The 17,144-nt window shown below is 65.7% G+C and carries 16 protein-coding genes; 8 read left to right on the top strand and 8 right to left on the bottom strand.

The window, feature by feature from the left end:
- Positions 1 to 208: 208 nt before the first annotated feature.
- The gene (locus NLR35_RS15310; protein ID WP_257167356.1) at positions 209 to 1,780 is read left to right on the top strand and encodes an ABC transporter substrate-binding protein; all 1,572 of its coding nucleotides are present in this window, start codon (positions 209 to 211) and stop codon (positions 1,778 to 1,780) included.
- 286 nt (positions 1,781 to 2,066) lie between these two features.
- Here the strand turns inward: NLR35_RS15310 and NLR35_RS15305 are convergent, their stop codons facing one another.
- The 5 genes from NLR35_RS15305 to NLR35_RS15285 form a co-directional block, all read right to left on the bottom strand.
- Positions 2,067 to 3,035: a nitronate monooxygenase family protein gene (locus NLR35_RS15305; protein WP_257167355.1), complete on the bottom strand. Its 969-nt coding sequence runs from the start codon at positions 3,033 to 3,035 to the stop codon at positions 2,067 to 2,069.
- A 156-nt stretch (positions 3,036 to 3,191) separates the two neighbouring features.
- Positions 3,192 to 3,854: a hypothetical protein gene (locus NLR35_RS15300; RefSeq protein WP_257167354.1), complete on the bottom strand. Its 663-nt coding sequence runs from the start codon at positions 3,852 to 3,854 to the stop codon at positions 3,192 to 3,194.
- Positions 3,854 to 4,435, bottom strand: coding sequence for a YqaA family protein (locus NLR35_RS15295; protein ID WP_257167353.1), 582 nt, complete (start codon positions 4,433 to 4,435; stop codon positions 3,854 to 3,856). Before NLR35_RS15295 ends, NLR35_RS15300 begins: the two co-directional genes overlap by 1 nt.
- Before the next feature lie 215 nt (positions 4,436 to 4,650).
- Positions 4,651 to 5,052, bottom strand: a complete 402-nt coding sequence (gene hisE / locus NLR35_RS15290) for a phosphoribosyl-ATP diphosphatase (RefSeq protein WP_257167352.1) — start codon at positions 5,050 to 5,052, stop codon at positions 4,651 to 4,653.
- A gap of 105 nt (positions 5,053 to 5,157) precedes the next feature.
- Positions 5,158 to 5,553 carry a hypothetical protein gene (locus NLR35_RS15285; protein ID WP_257167351.1) on the bottom strand — a complete coding sequence of 132 codons (396 nt, stop codon included), beginning with the start codon at positions 5,551 to 5,553 and terminating at the stop codon, positions 5,158 to 5,160.
- 272 nt (positions 5,554 to 5,825) lie between these two features.
- On the opposite strand from NLR35_RS15285, the gene NLR35_RS15280 reads away from it, so the two are divergent.
- The 6 genes from NLR35_RS15280 to NLR35_RS15255 all read left to right on the top strand — a co-directional run bounded on the left by NLR35_RS15280 (position 5,826) and on the right by NLR35_RS15255 (position 13,332).
- The gene (locus NLR35_RS15280; protein ID WP_257167350.1) at positions 5,826 to 6,881 is read left to right on the top strand and encodes an ABC transporter substrate-binding protein; all 1,056 of its coding nucleotides are present in this window, start codon (positions 5,826 to 5,828) and stop codon (positions 6,879 to 6,881) included.
- 102 nt (positions 6,882 to 6,983) lie between these two features.
- Positions 6,984 to 8,774, top strand: coding sequence for a glucan ABC transporter ATP-binding protein/ permease (locus NLR35_RS15275; protein ID WP_257167349.1), 1,791 nt, complete (start codon positions 6,984 to 6,986; stop codon positions 8,772 to 8,774).
- 175 nt (positions 8,775 to 8,949) lie between these two features.
- Positions 8,950 to 10,371: a serine hydrolase gene (locus NLR35_RS15270; protein ID WP_257167348.1), complete on the top strand. Its 1,422-nt coding sequence runs from the start codon at positions 8,950 to 8,952 to the stop codon at positions 10,369 to 10,371.
- A gap of 193 nt (positions 10,372 to 10,564) precedes the next feature.
- On the top strand, positions 10,565 to 12,256 hold the full coding sequence (locus tag NLR35_RS15265) for a long-chain fatty acid--CoA ligase (protein ID WP_257167347.1): 1,692 nt from the start codon (positions 10,565 to 10,567) through the stop codon (positions 12,254 to 12,256).
- 165 nt (positions 12,257 to 12,421) lie between these two features.
- Positions 12,422 to 12,907, top strand: a complete 486-nt coding sequence (locus NLR35_RS15260) for a peroxiredoxin (protein WP_035647238.1) — start codon at positions 12,422 to 12,424, stop codon at positions 12,905 to 12,907.
- Between the two features lie 143 nt (positions 12,908 to 13,050).
- Entirely contained in the window at positions 13,051 to 13,332 is a 282-nt protein-coding gene (locus NLR35_RS15255) for a hypothetical protein (RefSeq protein ID WP_257167346.1), read from the top strand.
- On the opposite strand, the gene rnhA is transcribed toward NLR35_RS15255, so the two are convergent.
- From rnhA to ispH, 3 genes are all read right to left on the bottom strand, one after another.
- A complete protein-coding gene (gene rnhA, locus NLR35_RS15250) occupies positions 13,329 to 13,793 on the bottom strand; it encodes a ribonuclease HI (RefSeq protein WP_257167345.1) in 465 nt (154 codons plus the stop codon). The two genes, NLR35_RS15255 and rnhA, sit on opposite strands and share 4 nt — an antisense overlap.
- Positions 13,790 to 14,761, bottom strand: a complete 972-nt coding sequence (locus NLR35_RS15245; protein WP_257167344.1) for a homoserine kinase — start codon at positions 14,759 to 14,761, stop codon at positions 13,790 to 13,792. Before NLR35_RS15245 ends, rnhA begins: the two co-directional genes overlap by 4 nt.
- A 147-nt stretch (positions 14,762 to 14,908) precedes the next feature.
- Positions 14,909 to 15,877, bottom strand: coding sequence for a 4-hydroxy-3-methylbut-2-enyl diphosphate reductase (ispH, locus tag NLR35_RS15240; protein ID WP_006613152.1), 969 nt, complete (start codon positions 15,875 to 15,877; stop codon positions 14,909 to 14,911).
- Between the two features lie 266 nt (positions 15,878 to 16,143).
- Here ispH and NLR35_RS15235 point away from each other — a divergent pair, with 266 nt between their 5' ends.
- A complete protein-coding gene (locus tag NLR35_RS15235) occupies positions 16,144 to 16,839 on the top strand; it encodes a DUF1013 domain-containing protein (RefSeq protein WP_009030002.1) in 696 nt (231 codons plus the stop codon).
- The last annotated feature ends 305 nt before the right edge of the window (positions 16,840 to 17,144 follow it).

The following is a 17,144-nucleotide window of genomic DNA, read 5'->3' as shown; positions in this document are numbered from 1 at the left end:
CTTAAGGGGAATGAACTGGTTGTATGCGACGTATTAGCAAGTCCTAAAGCATGATCGGAGAAAGGCGTGCCGGGTTACCGAAATGGTCATGCTCTTAGGAAAGGCTGGTCTGTGCATGGTGACGGTCTTATGTCTACTCCGTCTCAGACACAGAGCGTCAAATCACCAGGCGGAAGACCTGGATGGGGTCCATAGTGGGATAGTGGCAATGAGCTTTCGTTCTAGCGTGTTCTTGGTTGCGGCATTGCTCGCAACGCCCGCCAGCGCGGCGGGCACCAATGCGGATGTGGTGCGTAATCTTGCGAGCCGGGTCGGGCCGATCGTGGGAGCAGCATCCGCCTGTCAGGCGATCGACCAAGGCCGCGTTCAGGCCATCGTCGACAAATTTCGCGAGGTGATCCGGGAGGCCTCCACCGGCGGCTCGGATCGGGACGAACTCACCCGCGTGTTCAACGGCTACGTCGCCGACGGACGCAACCGCGTGGGTGCAGCCCAGACGGACTGCAACACGGCGGGCCGCCAGCTCGCCGAGCTGGAGCGTTCGCTCGGGCAGACCGCGCCGAGCCAGACCGGAGCCAGCCTCGCCGGCGTGATCGCCCCGGCCGCGGCCGTTGCCGCAACGGCCCCGACCGTGACGCTGCCGCCCCAGGCCGCCAGCAACGTCCAGGGTGTCACCGCGAACGAGATCCGCTTCGGCATCGCCGCTCCGTTCTCGGGCGCGTCGAAGGAGCTCGGCCGCCAGATGAAGATGGGCATCGAGGCCGCCTTCAACCGCGCCAACGACTCCGGCGGCGTTGCCGGCCGGTCGCTGCGGCTCTTCTCCGCCGACGACGGTTACGAGCCGTCGCGTACGCTCGACGCGATGAAGCAGCTCTACGACAAGGACAAGGTGTTCGGCTTCATCGGCAATGTCGGCACGCCGACATCGGCGGTGGCCATGCCCTTCGCCCTGCAGCGCCGCACGCTGTTCTACGGTGCCTTCACCGGCGCCAACATCCTGCGCAACGATCCGCCGGATCGCTACGTCTTCAACTATCGCGCGAGCTATGCGGAAGAAACCGACACCGTCGTCCGCTATCTCGTGAAGCTGCGCCGCCTGCCGGCGCGCGACATCGCCGTGTTCGCCCAGCAGGACGCCTATGGTGATGCCGGCTTCTCGGGTGTGGCGAAGGCGTTCCGCTCGCTCGGACTGGCCGACACCGCGATCACGCGCTTCAACTACAAGCGCAACACGGTCGACGTCGACGAGGCCGTCAACCAGCTCCGCGCGATGAAGACGCCGCCCAAGGCGATCGTCATGGTGGCGACCTACCGAGCCGCCGCGAAGTTCATCGAGAAGACGCGCGATCTGTATCCGAACATGATCTACACCAACGTGTCGTTCGTGGGATCGACCGAGCTGTCCGATGAGCTGATGCTGCTCGGCCCGCGCTATGCGTCCGGCGTGATCGTCACCCAGGTGGTGCCGGCGGTCGGCGGCTATTCCAGCGCCGTGCTCGAGTACAAGGGTGCGCTGGAGAAGTACTTCCCCGGCGAGGCGCCCTCCTACGTCTCGTTCGAGGGCTATGTCGCCGCCAACGTGCTGATCCAGGCCCTGCGCAAGGTCGGGCCGCAGCTCGACACCGAGGCGCTGATCGACACGCTGGAGAACATGCAGAACGTCGATCTCGGCCTTGGCGCCAAGCTCGGCTTCGGCCGCGCCGAGCACCAGGCCTCGCACAAGATCTGGGGCACGGCGCTCGACGACCGCGGCAAGTTCCAGGCGATCGAGCTCGAGTAGTCCAAGCTCTCGAACTCAGACCCCCACAATCGACGCGGCAGCCCCCCGGCTGCCGCGTTTTCGTTTTCCGGTCCTTCTTGCCTCACGCGCAAGGCTGCTTCACATCAAAGGCTGCCTCACGCCCATGGCGTGCCGGAATGAGTCCCGCTCTCTCCGCGGTCATTCCGGGGCGTTCGCAGCACGAGCCCGAAATCCATTTCACGACAGAGCGTGCGGCCCGATGGATTCCGGGCTCGCCGCGCTGGCGCGCGTCGCCCCGGAATGACACCGAGAATGAGTCACCGCCTCACAGCGGCGGGTCGATCGCCTCGTCGTATTCCTTCTTGAAGCGCGCGATCAGCTCGGCGGCGGGGAGCACGTCCTTGATGGCGCCGATGCCCTGGCCGGAGCCCCAGATCTCCTTCCACGCCTTCGGCTTGTTGCGCTCGCCGGAGGCATCGGTGCCGAAGCTCATCTTCGACGGGTCCGACGTCGGAAGGTTGTCGGGGTCGAGACCGGCGTTGACGATCGACGGCTTCAAGTAGTTGCCGTGCACGCCGGTGAACAGGTTCGAATAGACGATGTCGTCGGCGCCCGACTTGGTGATCATGTCCTTGTAGGCCTCGACGGCATTCGCCTCCTTGGTGGCGATGAAGGCCGAGCCGACATAGGCGAAGTCGGCGCCGAGGACGCGCGCGGCGCGGATGGCACGGCCGTTGGCGATCGCGCCCGACAGCGCGATCGGGCCGTCGAACCAGCTGCGCGTCTCCGCCACGAAGGCGAACGGCGAGATCGTGCCGGCGTGGCCGCCGGCGCCGGCCGCGACGAGAATGAGGCCGTCGGCGCCCTTCTCGATCGCCTTGTGGGCGAAGAACTGGTTGATGACGTCGTGGAAGACGATGCCGCCCCAGCGATGCGCCGCCTGGTTCAGCTCCTCGCGCGCGCCGAGCGAGGTGATCATCATCGGCACCTTGTACTTCTCGCACAGCGCCAGATCCTGCTCGAGCCGGTTGTTGGAGCGGTGCACGATCTGGTTGACCGCGAACGGCGCCGACGGACGCTCCGGGTGCGCGCGGTCATAGGCCGCGAGCTCTTCGGTGATGCGCGCCAGCCACTCGTCGAGCAGCGCGGCCGGCCGCGCGTTGAGCGCCGGAAACGAGCCCACGACACCGGCCTTGCATTGCGCGATCACCAGATCAGGCACGGAGATGATGAACAGCGGCGAGCCGATCACCGGGATCGACAGGCGCCCCTTGAACAAGGCGGGCATGGACATGGATGGGAATTCCTCGTTGTGAAATGCGGTGATGCTCGTGATGGCGAGCATGCCCGACATCATGCCGTGATGGCAATTCGCTCGCAGAGGGACCGGAAAAGCGCGATCAGGGTCTTGCGTTGAGGCGCTGGCGCGCCTTCGGCCGGGACGATGCGCTCATTGGCAGAGCGCTGACGTCACGAATGTGTCGGTCCGGCAATCGCCCGGCTTGCGCTGGCGGCCGGGGATCAGCACCCTGGCCGAGCAGGTCTCCGCCGAATCGGTGTTGAGGCTCTTGCCTTCCTTGTAGCCCTTACCCTGGCACAGCCTGTCAGCGCCGAGCTTGCAATCCGGCGTGCCGTTCGCCGCAATCGGACAGACGATGCGGCCGGAGACCATCGTGGAGGGCTTGGTGAGCCGCGAAAGCGTGTCGCCGGTCTCCTTCAGGACATTCGTCGAGGCGCTCGGAGGGGTGGTGCCCGGCAGACCATTCGGCAGCGCATCGCCGCCTTTCGGCGCGACCGGTGCAACCGCTTGCCGGGGCGGCTGCGGCGCCTGGTCGGCAGGAGCAGCTGCCCCGCCGTCCGTCGCAGGAGGCTCGGCGGCCGCCTCCGGACGCTTGAGCGGAATGATCGACATTTTCTCGAACAGCTTGCCGAGCTCTTCCACCAGGCCGGGATTGGACGGCGGCGGCGCCGGCTCGACGGCCGGCGCGGGCTGCGGCGGCGGCGCTTCGCGCACACCCAGGCCCGGCGCCGATTGCGCCCATGCCGACGCCGTGGAGAGCGCGAGGACGAGCAGCGCCCAACCGACGACGAGGCTGGGACGCGAGGGCGCCATCAGATCAGTTTCACGGCGACGACGAAGCCGGCCACCAGCACGGCCGCACCAAGCGCCACCCAGAGACCGAGATGCTTCTCGATGTGCACCCGGATCCATTCGCCATACCGGTTCAGCACGATCGCGGCGATGAAGAAGCGGCCGCCACGCGCGACGATCGAGCAGACGATGAACAGGAACAGGTTGTAGCCGGCGAAGCCCGAGGTGATCGTAACCAGCTTGTAGGGGATCGGCGTCAGCCCCTTCAACAGGATGATGATTGCGCCCCACTCCGCATAGGAGGCGCGGAAGGCCTCGACCTTGTCGCCGAGACCATAGAGATGGATCAACCACTGGCCGAGCGAGTCATAGAGCAGTGCGCCGATCGCGTAGCCGACCAAGCCGCCTGCAACCGAGGCCGCCGTGCAGACGCCGGCGAACAGCCACGCCCGCTGCGGCTTCGCCAGCGACATCGGGATCAGCATCACATCCGGCGGCACCGGAAAGAACGAGCTTTCGGCGAAGGCGATCGCAGCCATGATCCAGAGGGCATGCGGCTTGTGGGCGGCGTCGATACACCAGTCATAGATCCGTCTGAGCATGGCTGGCGATGAAGCAAACCGGACAGCGTTTGTCCATGCGTTTGTCTTTGACGATGGCCCGTCAGCGGCGGCACCAGACGAGCGGCTCTTTAGAACCGGTCGTTTCCGGGGCGAGTTCTCGCCATCTCCACCTCTGTCATGCTCCGCGAAAGCATTCGCGGACGATGACAGCCTGGGTTACATGATCCGCGTGCCAGGACTTCGGAAACGGTCGTCTAGTGCCGCTTGCGGATGACCCGGCTTTCAGCCGCGACGATCGGTCGCCCCGGGACGCGGGCGGACGCGGCCTTGGCGACCTTCACCGGCGATTTCGGCAGTTTCTCAGCGATTCCGAGCATCAGCTCGCGCCGCTCCATCTCGCGCCAGACGTCCTCGGGCTGGATTCCCAATTCGGCCCACAGCACCGTCATATTGTAGATCATGTCGGCGCTTTCGCGCACCACGGCCTGGGCGTCGCCGCCGACCGCATCGATCGCGACCTCGATCGCCTCCTCCGCCAGCTTCTTGGCCATCTTGCCGGTGCCCTGCTGCATCAGCTTGGCCGTGCGCGAGCGCGCGGGATCCTGATCCCGCGCCGCCAGAACTGCGCGATAGAGCCGCTCGATCGAATCAGTCATCGGCGCACAATAGTTAAAATCAATGGCAGCGGTGTTAAAGTCTGCGGCAGGCATGAAAAAATCCGCCGGCACTGAGGCCGGCGGATCGTTCGAGATGATCAATCGTCACCAGGGATTGTAGTAGCCGCTGCCGTAGTACGGACCGCCGCCACCGTAATAGTGATAGCCGGGGTTGCCGTAATAGGCCGGGCGGCCATAGTAGTAGTTGTCCTCGTAATAGGCGCGGCGGTTCTGCGCCGCGGCGATGGCGAGGCCGGTGCCGACGATGCCGGCAAATGCTGCGGCCGCGGCTCCGCCGCCATTGCCGCGATAGTGACGGCGACGGGCACTGACGTCAGTCAGGCCGCCCTCATTGGCCGTCTTGGCGACGACACCCTTGTCGGCAGGGGCAGAGCCGGCAAATGCGAGCGTCGGCTGAACTGCCGTCAGCGTCAGCGCGGCCACCGTCGCCAGGACGGTAGCACGGCCGACGCGTGAAATATTTCCGCGCTGTGCGATCATGTGGATCCTCCGTTCGATCAGTCTCGCGAACCAACTCTCCAACCAGGCCTACAGTTCCCGCCTGGAAACCCGGAGTCCAAGCCGCAATTCGCCGCAGGTCTTGCTCATGGACCGTTCAGATTCGATCGGACATGATCCAGCGCTGGCCGTCCGGACAGCCCGTCACGGAATTGACACATCGCGCGGGACGAGCCGAGTGAACTTGCCGCATCAACTGATTAGAATACCGGCGTGACAAGACCGGTGCGACCTGCGAAGACCGGCGTGACCCGATGCGTATGCGAACACCAGTCACCCTGCTTGCCCTGGCGCTGATCGCAGCCTTCGTCGTGCCTGCATGGCTGTCCGGGCAGGTTGTTGCAGCCGAGGAGCCGAAGCGTCCGGTCGCCGTGATGTTTGCGCTGGATCGTCCACTCGACGGCAGCATGGCACCGGTGGTGCTGGCCACAAGCCGCGGACTGTTCGGCGCCCAGGGCGTGGCCGTCACCATGACCACCGCCAAGGGCTCGCCGGATGCGATTGCGCGGGTGGCATCGGGCGAGGCGGACATGGCGCTCGCCGACATCAACGAGCTGATCCGCTATCGCGACGGCGCCAACAGCGCGCCCGTCAAGGCCGTGTTCGTGCTGTTCAATCGCGCCCCCTACGCCATCATCGCCCGCAAGAGCCGCGGCATCAACGGGCTCGCCGACCTCGATGGCAAGACGCTGGGCGTCGCCGAGGGCGACCTGTCGATCCGGCTATGGCCGGCGGTCGTCAAGCACAACCATCTCAAGCCCGAGACCATCAAGCTGTCGCGCGTCGGCGCGGCCGTGCGCGAGCCGATCCTGTCGGCGGGCCAGGTCGATGCCGTCAGCGGATTCTCCTACCTCTCGGCGATCAATCTGCGCGACCGCGGCGTGCCCGCGGCCGATCTCGCGGTGCTGCGCTTCGCCGATTATGGCTGCGAGGCCTATGGACATGCGGTGATCGTCAATCCGGCCTTCGCCGCCAAGCAGCCGGCAGCGGTGAAGGGCGTGCTGCGAGCGCTGACATCGGGCCTTCAGCTCGCGATCAAGGACCCGCAAGGCGCGGCCGCCGAGGTGGTGAGCCGGATGGACGATGGCTCACGCGAGCTCGAGCTGGAGCGGCTGCAGACGGTGCTGGCGGACAATGTATTGACGTCGGACGTGCGACGCGACGGCATCGGCGGCATCGATCCCGCGCGGTTCGAACGGGCATTGAGCCAGATCGCCGACGATTTCAAATTCCAGCACAAGCGTCCCGCTGCGGCCGACATTTTCGACGACGGCTTCCTGCCGCCCGCCGACAGCCGCCTCGTCAACTGACGCCGCGGATTGCGCTGTCACCCGGTGGCCATCCCTTGCTAACATGCGCGCGCGCCGCTCCGGCGCCGATTCCGTCACCGCCTCTACAGAAGCGCCTCGCCCATGTCCCTGCTCCGCATCTATGCTCGCGTGCTCCAATTGCTCGGAAAGGAGGCGCGGCTCGGCTGGATCGTGGCGATCGCCAATCTTGCCCTCGCGGTCGCGCAGTTCGCGGAGCCTGTGCTGTTCGGACGCATTGTCGATGCGCTGTCCGGCAACGCCTCGACCGCCACCGCCTGGCCGCTGCTCGCAGCCTGGGCGGCGTTCGGCCTGTTCACGATTCTCGCCAGCGCCTGGGTCGCGCTGCAGGCCGACCGGCTCGCCCACCGCCAGCGCCACGCGGTGCTGACCAGCTATTTCGAGCACATCCTGCAGCTGCCGCTGACGTTCCATTCCGGCACGCATTCGGGACGGCTGATGAAGGTGATGATCAACGGCACCGATGCGCTGTGGAAGCTGTGGCTGTCGTTCTTCCGCGAGCACTTCGCCGCGATCATGTCGGTGCTCGTGCTGCTGCCGTTGTCGCTCTATCTCAACTGGCGGCTCGCGATCCTGCTGTTCGTGCTCTGCGTCGTATTCACCGTGCTGACGACGCTGGTGGTGCGCAAGACCTACGGCATGCAGAGCGAGGTCGAGGAACACTACAGCAATCTGTCGGCACGCGCCTCCGACGCGCTCGGCAATGTCGCGCTGGTGCAGAGCTTCGTGCGCATCGATGCCGAGGTGCAGGGGCTGCGCAGCGTCGCCGGACAATTGCTGTCGTTGCAGATGCCGGTGCTCGGCTGGTGGGCGCTGGTGACGGTCATCACCCGCGCCTCCACGACCATCACCGTGCTCGCGATCTTCACGCTCGGCATCGCCCTGCACCAGGCCGGCCTCACCTCGGTCGGCGAGATCGTGATGTTCGTATCGTTCGCGACCATGCTGATCCAGAAGCTCGAACAGGTCGTGTCCTTCATCAACAACGTCTTCATGGAGGCGCCACGGCTCGCCGAGTTCTTCACCGTGCTCGATGCCGTCCCCGCCGTGCGCGATCGTCCCGACGCAATCGATGTCGGCCGGCTCTCGGGGCTCGTCGAGTTCAACGACGTCTCGTTCTCCTATGACGGCAAGCGTCCGGCGGTGGAGGACCTCACCTTCACTGCCCTGCCCGGCCAGACCATCGCGCTGGTCGGCCCGACCGGCGCCGGCAAGTCGACCGCGATCGCGCTCTTGCATCGCGCCTTCGATCCGCAATCCGGCTTCATCAAGATCGACGGCATGGATGTGCGCGGATTGAAGCTGGCGGCGCTGCGCCGGAATATCGGCGTCGTGTTTCAGGAGGCGCTGCTGTTCAATCGCTCCATCCGCGAGAACCTGCTGGTCGGCAAGCCCGATGCGACCGACGAGGAGCTGCGCACCGCAGCTGCCCGCGCTCAAGCGCTCGACTTCATCGATCGCGCCGAGCAGGGTTTCGATACCAACGCCGGCGAGCGCGGCCGCATGCTCTCTGGCGGCGAGCGCCAGCGGCTGTCGATCGCGCGGGCGCTGTTGAAGGATCCGCCGATCCTGATTCTCGACGAGGCGACATCGGCGCTCGATGCCGTGACCGAGGCCAAGCTCAACGCTGCGCTCGATGAAGTGATGAAGGGCCGCACGACCTTCGTGATCGCGCACCGGCTCTCCACCATCCGCAACGCGACCCGGATTCTGGTGTTCGAGAACGGACGCGTGATCGAAAGCGGAACGTTCGATGAACTCGTCGCCAGGGGCGGCCACTTCGCGGAACTCGCGAAGGCCCAATTCATGGTGCAGGAGAATGCCCGCGCGACCCTCGCAGCAGCGGAGAGCGATGCCTCCACCGTCAAGGCCTGATCGCGGGACGCTTTCATCGTGGAATTGAATGGCTGGGCTCTGTTAACCAGCATCGACCCGGTATAGGTTCGCGACCTGCCGCAACCGACGCGGCGCCGGACACGCTTGAAACCCGAAAGCCCGTTTGCCCACCTCGCGTCACCGAGGCGGGTTCTCAAAGGACCGGACCAGACCAGTGCAGACGCTTCGCCTGTTGTTCCGCTATTCCCCGCTCAAGATCATCGCTGTTGCTGCCGCGCTCGTGCTCGCGCCGCGCTTGGCCAATGCCGAAGCGCTGCTGCTCGTCGAGGCCGACACGGGCAAGGTGCTCGAGGCGCAGAACGCGACCTATCCTTGGTACCCCGCCTCCGTCACCAAGCTGATGACGGCCTACGTGACGCTGAAGGCGGTGAAGGACGGCAAGGCCTCGCTCGACACGCTGCTGACGGTGTCGCCGACCGCGGCCTCGCAATCACCGTCGAAGATGGGCTATCGGCCGGGCACGCAGCTCACCGTCGACAACGCGCTGAAGATGATGCTGGTGAAGTCGGCGAACGACATGGCGGTCGTGCTGGCGGAAGGCATCGGCGGCTCGATCGACGGTTTCTCGATCATGATGAACGAGACCGCGCAGCGGCTCGGCATGACGCAGACGAGCTACGTCAATCCCAACGGCCTGCCGGCCGACGGCCAGATCACCTCGGCGCGCGACCTCGCGATCCTGGCGCGCGCGATCATCCGCGACCTCCCCGAATACGAGTACTTCGTTCACATCCCGTCGATCCGCTACGGCCGTCGCGTGGTGCAGAACTTCAACCGGCTGATCGGGCGCTATCCCGGCGCCGACGGCTTCAAGACCGGCTTCATCTGCGCCTCCGGCTACAATCTCGTGGCGTCGGCGACGCGCAACGGCAAGCGCCTGATCGCGGTCGTGCTCGGCGCCTCCTCGGGCCAGATGCGCGCGGTGCGCGCGATCCAGATGCTCGATCGCGGCTTCAACGGCAACCAGCTCAGCTGGCTGAAAGCGCCGCTCGGCAATGTCGAGCAGCTGGTGCCGGTCGACGCGACGCCGCCGAACCTGCGCGACGACATGTGCAGCGGCAAGCGCCACCGGCCTGCAAGCGACGATGACGGCGAAGAGGCGAGCACCGAGGGCGAGACGACCACCGGCGGCACCCTGCTCGCCGGGTTGCAGACGCCGACGATGAAGCCGTCAGAGCTCCTGGCCGCAGCGCCCGCCCCGTCCGAGCCGGTGCTGGTCTATACCGGTCCCACCCGCACGGGCCCGGCGCTGATCGCCGCGGTCGCTGCCGATGCAGACGCGCAGACCCCGGCGAAACACCGCGGCAAGAAGGCGCATGCCGTGGCCGCCCGGAAGGACGCCAAGCCGGCGACCCGCACCGCGGCGAAGTCCGAGGCGGAGGCGAAGCCGGTCGCCAAGCCCGACGCGAAAAACGCCGAGGCCAAGCCGGCTGCGGCCCGCCACGTCGCCGCCAAGCACGATTCCGGCACGAAACCGCTGGAAAAACCCGCTGCCGACACAGCGGCCAAGCCAGCCAAGCCGAAGGCAGCCGCCAAGCCGAAGACCGAGGGCAAGCCGGCGCCGAAGGACGGCTGATCCCCGCGCCGCACACCCGCGCCGGCAGGCGACCTCGCCGCCGGCGGACGGTTCTCCCCGTCCCTCTTTGGTCTACGCCCCGGCCGCTTGCCTTGCCCGGCCGGAGGCTGGATATTGGCGCCGAAAGTCGCCCGGACACGACCGGCGCAGACGCATCAAGCAGCCATAAGAGACGATCAGGAGAGGAAGGTTCATGGAGCGCATCTGGCTCAAGCACTATCCGGCCGGCGTTCCCGCCGATATCGATCCCGGCAAATATCAATCGCTGGTCGATCTGCTGGAAGAGAGCTTTAAGAAATTCGCCGACCGCCGCGCCTTCATCTGCATGGACAAGGCGATCAGCTATCGCGAGCTCGACGAGATGTCGGTCGCGATGGGCGCCTATCTGCAGGGGCTGGGATTGGCCAAGGGCGCGCGTGTCGCGCTGATGATGCCGAACGTGCTGCAGTACCCGATCGCGATCTCGGCCGTGCTGCGCGCCGGCTATGCGGTGGTGAACGTCAACCCGCTCTACACGCCGCGCGAGCTCGAGCACCAGCTCAAGGACTCCGGCGCCGAAGCGATCATCGTGCTGGAGAATTTCGCTCACACGGTGCAGCAGGTGGTCGGCCACACCCAGGTCAAGCATATCGTGGTCGCCAGCATGGGCGACCTGCTCGGCTTCAAGGGCGTGATCGTCAATCTCGTCGTCCGGCGGCTGAAGAAGATGGTGCCGGCATTCTCGCTTCCGGGCGCGGTGCCGTTCAACGATGCCCTCGCTGCCGGCCGCGGCAAGCGCTTCCAGAAGCCCGTGATCGGCCCCGACGACGTCGCCTTCCTGCAATATACCGGCGGCACCACCGGCGTCTCCAAGGGCGCCACGCTGCTCCACCGCAACGTCGTCGCCAACGTGCTGCAGAACGATGCCTGGCTGCAGCCGGTGATGGACAGGCCGCCGCATGTCGATCAGCTGCTGATCGTCTGCGCGCTGCCGCTCTATCACATCTTCGCGCTGACCTGCTGCTTCCTGCTCGCGGTGCGCGCCGGCGGCGCCAATCTGCTGATCCCGAACCCGCGCGACATCGCGGGCTTCATCAAGGAGCTGATGAAGTACCAGGTCAACACCTTCCCGGCGGTCAACACGCTTTACAACGGCCTGCTGCATCACCCTGACTTCAAGAAGATCGACTTCTCCAAGCTCAAGGTCTCCAACGGCGGCGGCATGGCGGTGCAGCGCCCGGTGGCCGAGCAGTGGAAGCAGGTGACCGGCTGCAGCATCGCCGAAGGCTATGGCTTGTCGGAGACCGCGCCGGTCCTGACCTGCAACGTCCCGACCTCGACCGAGTTCACCGGCACGATCGGCCTGCCGCTGCCGTCGACCTGGCTGTCGATCCGCGACGATGACGGCAACGAGGTGCCGCTCGGCCAGCCCGGCGAGATCTGCGCCAAGGGCCCGCAGGTGATGGCCGGCTACTGGAACAGGCCGGACGAGACCGCCAAGGTGATGACCTCGGACGGCTTCTTCCGCACCGGCGACGTCGGCGTGATGGCCGCGGACGGCTCGGTCAAGATCGTCGACCGCAAGAAGGACATGATCCTGGTCTCCGGCTTCAACGTCTATCCGAACGAGGTCGAGGAGGTCATCGCCACCCATCCGGGCGTGCTGGAGACCGCCGTGATCGGCCTGCCCGACGAGAAGACCGGCGAGGTCGTCAAGGCGTTCGTGGTCAAGAAGGACCCGAACCTGACACCCGAGGACATCCTCAAGCACTGCCACGAGCAGCTGACGAACTACAAAGTGCCGAAGCAGATCGAGTTCAGGACCGAGCTGCCGAAGACCAATGTCGGCAAGATCCTGCGCCGCGAGCTGCGTGACGAGAAGAAGAATCCGGCGGCCGCCGCCTGATCCGTTGGCACCGCAGCACCGTTGTGCGATGACGGAGTCGTGAACGCGGCGGGCCGTTGCCGTTTTCGGCCTGCCGAATAGTGTAGCGCGCACGGCGCAAGACACGTTCGCAAAGATACTTCGCAAGACGCGCTACCAGACAGATCCAGGGGAAGGAGTTTCGATATGACGATCCAGGTTGGCGACAAGCTGCCGGAAGCCCAGTTCCGCGTGATGACCGGTGAAGGCCCGCAGGTGAAAACCACCGACGACATCTTCAAGGGCAAGAAGGTCGCGCTGTTCGCGGTGCCCGGCGCCTACACCGGCACCTGCCACAAGATGCATCTGCCGAGCATCTTCCTCAACGCCTATGCCATGAAGGACAAGGGCGTCGACAGCATCGCGATCGTCTCGGTCAACGACGCCTTCGTGATGAACGCCTGGAAGCGCGACACCGATCAGCGCGACGAGGCGATCTTCCTGGCCGACGGCAATGCCGACTTCACCAAGGCCATCGGCATGGAGCTCGACGCCTCCGGCGCTGGCCTCGGCATCCGCTCCAAGCGCTACTCGATGCTGGTCGAGGACGGCAAGGTCACCAAGCTGAACCTCGAAGCCGCTCCAGGCAAGGTCGAAGTCTCCGGCGGCGACACGCTGCTCGGGCAGCTGTAAGGCGGCATGGCTTGATCTGAATACGAAGGCCCGCGCTCACGCGCGGGCCTTTTGCTTATTTGGCCTTCGCATTTTACCGAACCGAGACGAGCATCGGAAACGTTCGGTCGCTAGGAACAGACAGCAATAGGTCGGGAGATCGTATGACAACAATCCTGATCGCCTGCGGCGTGGCCGTTTTTTGCCTATGGCGCATGCGCCGCGCGCACGAGGATGCGGCAGAGCATTGGGCGAGCGGCTTGGCCCGCGACCCGCTCTACTGGATCGGCAGCGTCATGGCGCTGATCGTGCTCGGATTGTCGATGTACATGGCCCGTGAGCACATGGGATTCACAGACGCAGGGCGCTGGTTCTGGAGCGCTGAACTCATATTGATCGTCGCGACGCTCCTGGTTCGCCGGACGCTCAAATGGCGATACGGCTAACTCCGCACGTTCTTCTGCATCCGCGCCATCGCGACCCCATCGCGCGCGAGCTGATCCGCGCGCTCGTTCTCGGGGTGGCCGGCGTGGCCTTTGACCCAGTGCCAGTTCACCTTGTGCGGCTTCAGCGCTTCGTCGAGGCGCTGCCAGAGCTCGGCGTTCTTGACCGGCTTCTTGTCGGCCGTCTTCCAACCATTTCGCTTCCAGCCATGGATCCAGCCGGTGATGCCCTGACGGACATATTGGCTGTCGGTGTAGAGCTCGACCTGGCACGACTTCTTCAGCGCTTCGAGCGCCGAGATCGCCGCCATCAGCTCCATGCGGTTGTTGGTGGTGTGCGGCTCGCCGCCCTTGAGCTCCTTCTCCTTGTCGCCGAAGCGGAGGATCGCGCCCCAACCGCCGGGGCCGGGATTGCCCGAGCAGGCGCCGTCGGTGAAGATGCTGACGACCGGATGCTCGCTCATGCCGCAGCCCCAATGCCGTAGTCGCGCACGCTAGTCACCGCCTGGTGGAAGCGCAGCTTGCGAAGATATTCGAGCGGATCCTTCGGCTTGACCAGCGCGCCCGCGGGCACGTTGAGCCAGTCGACCAGCCGCGTCAGCAGGAAGCGGATCGCCGCGCCGCGCGCCAGCAGCGGCAGCGCCGAAAGCTCGGCCTCCGACAGCGGCCGCACGCGGCCATAGGCGTTGAAGAAGGCGCGCGCCTTGGTGACGTTGAGGGAATGATCGGCCTCGAAGCACCAGGCGTTCAGGCAGATGGCGACGTCATAGGCGAGGATGTCGTTGCAGGAGAACGGGAAGTCGATCAGCCCCGACAGTTCATCGCCAAGGAAGAACACGTTGTCCGGAAACAGATCGGCGTGAATGACGCCTTCCGGCAGATTCGTCGGCCAGGCGCGCGCGAGCAGATCGAGTTCGGTCGAGAGCAGCGTCGACAAACCGGCCTGCACCGAGTCGGCGCGGTCGCCCGCCTGGGCGAACAGCGAGCGCCAGCCGGACACCGAGAGCGGGTTCTTGCGCACCAGCGGGAAATCGCGGCCGGCCAGATGCATCCGCGCCAGCGCCTCGCCGACACCCGTGCAATGCACGACGGTCGGCTTGCGCGGCCACATCCCTTCGAGGAAGTTGATGATGGCCGCAGGCCGGCCCGAGAGGCTGGAATAGACCGCGCCGTCGCGGTTGCGCGCCGGCTGCGGACAGCTCACGCCGCGCTCGGCGAGATGCGCCATCAGGCCTAGAAAATACGGCAGGTCGTCCACCGCCACGCGCTTCTCATAGAGCGTGAGGATGTAGGAGCCCTTGGTGGTGTGGAGCAGGAAGTTGGAGTTCTCGACACCTTCGGCGATGCCCTTGTAGGAGAGCAATTCGCCGATGTCGTAGGTCTTGAGAAAATCCGCAAGCTCGTCGGCGGCGACATCGGTGTAGACCGCCATGCGCTATCCCAGTGATCGAAGTTCGCCTGCCCCGCCTCTCCGATGCGAACTTCATCATCGGACAGGCCCGTTGCGCCCTTCATCGCGCATGCGGGCGCCGCGTTCAAGGCCGATGGGCGAGCGAGGGTGGAAAAGACGGCGGCCGATCTACTCGGCCGCAGCTTCCGGCCGCAGCGATCGCGGCAGCGGGAAGAACTCGTTCTCCTCCGCGGCCGACACGGTCTCGACATGCAGCACGTAGCGCTCGGCGAAGGCGCCCATGATCTCCTCGACGATCACCTCGGGCGCCGAGGCGCCGGCGGTGATGCCGAGGCTCTTGATGCCCTCGAAGCGCGACCAGTCGATGTCCGAGGCGCGCTGCGCCAGCACGGCGATCGGGCAGCCCTCGCGCTCGGCGACCTCGCGCAGGCGCTGCGAATTGGACGAGTTCGGCGCGCCGACCACGATCAGCGCATCGACCACCGGCGCCACCTTCTTCACCGCCAGCTGGCGGTTGGTGGTGGCGTAGCAGATGTCTTCCTTGTGCGGGCCGGAGATGTTCGGGAACCGGCCCTTGAGGATCGCGACGATATCCTTGGTGTCGTCGATCGACAGCGTGGTCTGGGTGACGAACGCCAGGTTGTTCGGATCCTTCGGGGTGAAGGTCGCCGCGTCATCGGCGGTCTCGATCAGGGTCACGGCGCCGGCAGGCAGCTGGCCGACGGTGCCGACCACCTCCGGGTGGTGGGAATGGCCGATCAGCAGGATCTCGCGGCCGCGCTTGAAATGGATGGCTGCCTCACGGTGGACCTTGGTCACCAGCGGGCAGGTCGCGTCCAGGGAGAAGAAATTGCGCGCCTGGGCCTCGGCGGGAACCGATTTCGGCACGCCATGGGCGGAAAACACCACCGGTGCGTTGGTACTGTCGGGGATCTCGGCGAGTTCCTCGACGAAGATCGCGCCCTTGGTCTTCAGGCTGTCGACCACGTATTTATTGTGCACGATCTCGTGGCGGACATAGACCGGGGCGCCATAAATGGCGAGCGCCCGTTCGACGGTATCGATGGCGCGGACCACGCCGGCGCAGAAGCCGCGCGGCGAGCAAAGCACGATTTTCAGGTCTGGTTTGGCTGCCATGGGCGGTCTGAGCTGATCTGTGCGGGCTTGTTGCGGCGACCGAGGCACCCCGGGCCGGCAAGCGGGGGCGGTCGAAACGTCACGGCTTCGAGCTAGAACTCGTTTAGGTAGGACTTGGGACTGCTTTCGAGCCCTGTCAAGGCCGTTTTCGTCAGGCCATTGCGCCCTGCCCCCGGGACGGCTTATATAGGGCGAATTCCCCGTCATCGCCGATGACCGCAGGTTTCGCCTCCCAGGGCCGGGGCGGAGCACAAAGGAGATTTGCCATGAGCAACGCCCCGCTGATGCCGAAGGCAACTGCCGTGTGGCTGGTCGACAATACCGCGCTGACCTTCGACCAGGTCGCCGATTTTACCAAGATGCACCCGCTGGAGGTGCGCGCCATTGCCGACGGCGACGCGGCCCAGGGCATCAAGGGCATGGACCCGATCTCGACCGGCCAGCTCACCCGCGAGGAGATCGAGAAGGCCGAGCGCGACCCGAATTACCGGCTCCGGCTGCAGGAGAGCAAGGTGGTGCTGCCGCCGCAGCCGAAGCGCAAAGGCCCGCGCTACACCCCGGTGTCGCGCCGCCATGAGCGGCCGAGCGCCATTCTCTGGCTGGTGCGGAACCATCCCGAGCTCAAGGACGCGCAGATCATGCGCCTGGTCGGCACCACCAAGACCACCATCGCCAGCGTCCGCGACCGCACCCATTGGAACGCGCAGACCCTGACCCCGATGGACCCGGTGACGCTCGGCCTGTGCTCGCAGATCGAGCTCGATTTCGAGGTGCAGCGCGCCGCCAAGGAGAAGCCGCTCGACGCCAATTACAGCGGCGCCACCCTGCTGCCGGCCTCCGAGACCACCCGCAAGGACGAGTACGAGCCGGCGGGCCGCGACGAGGACGACCTCAACGTCGACGCCGTGTTCGCCAAGCTCAAGACCATCGGCGGCAAGAAGCACGACGAGGACGAGGAGTAGGACGCGAGGGCGTCCAGCTCCTTGGCGCATCCATCGCCGGTCTGTTATCCGTCACCGGCGCACAACACGCTCTCCGACGTCGTCCCCGCGAACGCGGGGACCCATAACCACAGGATTGTGGAACGGCCCAGCTGGCCGTGACTCGGCGCCTCATTCCTCACCTCCGCTGCGGAGTATGGGTCCCGGCTCAAGGCCGGGACGACAGCTGTGGGAAGGCGCGACCTCCCCATCAAGCTAACGCGATCTCCCCATCGAGCTAATAAACCCGCAGCAGCAATCCTACCGAAAAAAATGGCGCCGGAAAA

It is taken from the genome of Bradyrhizobium sp. SRS-191 (genome assembly GCF_024586915.1).
GTDB lineage: Bacteria > Pseudomonadota > Alphaproteobacteria > Rhizobiales > Xanthobacteraceae > Bradyrhizobium.
The sequence above is the reverse complement of the archived record's forward strand: the minus strand, read 5'-3'. Positions and strand labels throughout refer to the sequence as shown.

Bases quoted from the DNA above. Each gene is read 5' to 3' on its own strand.
- NLR35_RS15295 (WP_257167353.1), bottom strand. From the start codon at position 4,435: ATGCTCAGACGGATCTATGACTGGTGTATCGACGCCGCCCACAAGCCG.
- hisE (WP_257167352.1), bottom strand. From the start codon at position 5,052: ATGACTGATTCGATCGAGCGGCTCTATCGCGCAGTTCTGGCGGCGCGG.
- rnhA (WP_257167345.1), bottom strand. From the start codon at position 13,793: ATGAGCGAGCATCCGGTCGTCAGCATCTTCACCGACGGCGCCTGCTCG.
- NLR35_RS15265 (WP_257167347.1), top strand. From the start codon at position 10,565: ATGGAGCGCATCTGGCTCAAGCACTATCCGGCCGGCGTTCCCGCCGAT.
- NLR35_RS15235 (WP_009030002.1), top strand. From the start codon at position 16,144: ATGAGCAACGCCCCGCTGATGCCGAAGGCAACTGCCGTGTGGCTGGTC.
- NLR35_RS15305 (WP_257167355.1), bottom strand. From the start codon at position 3,035: ATGTCCATGCCCGCCTTGTTCAAGGGGCGCCTGTCGATCCCGGTGATC.
- ispH (WP_006613152.1), bottom strand. From the start codon at position 15,877: ATGGCAGCCAAACCAGACCTGAAAATCGTGCTTTGCTCGCCGCGCGGC.
- NLR35_RS15300 (WP_257167354.1), bottom strand. From the start codon at position 3,854: ATGGCGCCCTCGCGTCCCAGCCTCGTCGTCGGTTGGGCGCTGCTCGTC.
- NLR35_RS15260 (WP_035647238.1), top strand. From the start codon at position 12,422: ATGACGATCCAGGTTGGCGACAAGCTGCCGGAAGCCCAGTTCCGCGTG.
- NLR35_RS15280 (WP_257167350.1), top strand. From the start codon at position 5,826: ATGCGTATGCGAACACCAGTCACCCTGCTTGCCCTGGCGCTGATCGCA.
- NLR35_RS15245 (WP_257167344.1), bottom strand. From the start codon at position 14,761: ATGGCGGTCTACACCGATGTCGCCGCCGACGAGCTTGCGGATTTTCTC.
- NLR35_RS15310 (WP_257167356.1), top strand. From the start codon at position 209: ATGAGCTTTCGTTCTAGCGTGTTCTTGGTTGCGGCATTGCTCGCAACG.
- NLR35_RS15275 (WP_257167349.1), top strand. From the start codon at position 6,984: ATGTCCCTGCTCCGCATCTATGCTCGCGTGCTCCAATTGCTCGGAAAG.
- NLR35_RS15285 (WP_257167351.1), bottom strand. From the start codon at position 5,553: ATGATCGCACAGCGCGGAAATATTTCACGCGTCGGCCGTGCTACCGTC.
- NLR35_RS15255 (WP_257167346.1), top strand. From the start codon at position 13,051: ATGACAACAATCCTGATCGCCTGCGGCGTGGCCGTTTTTTGCCTATGG.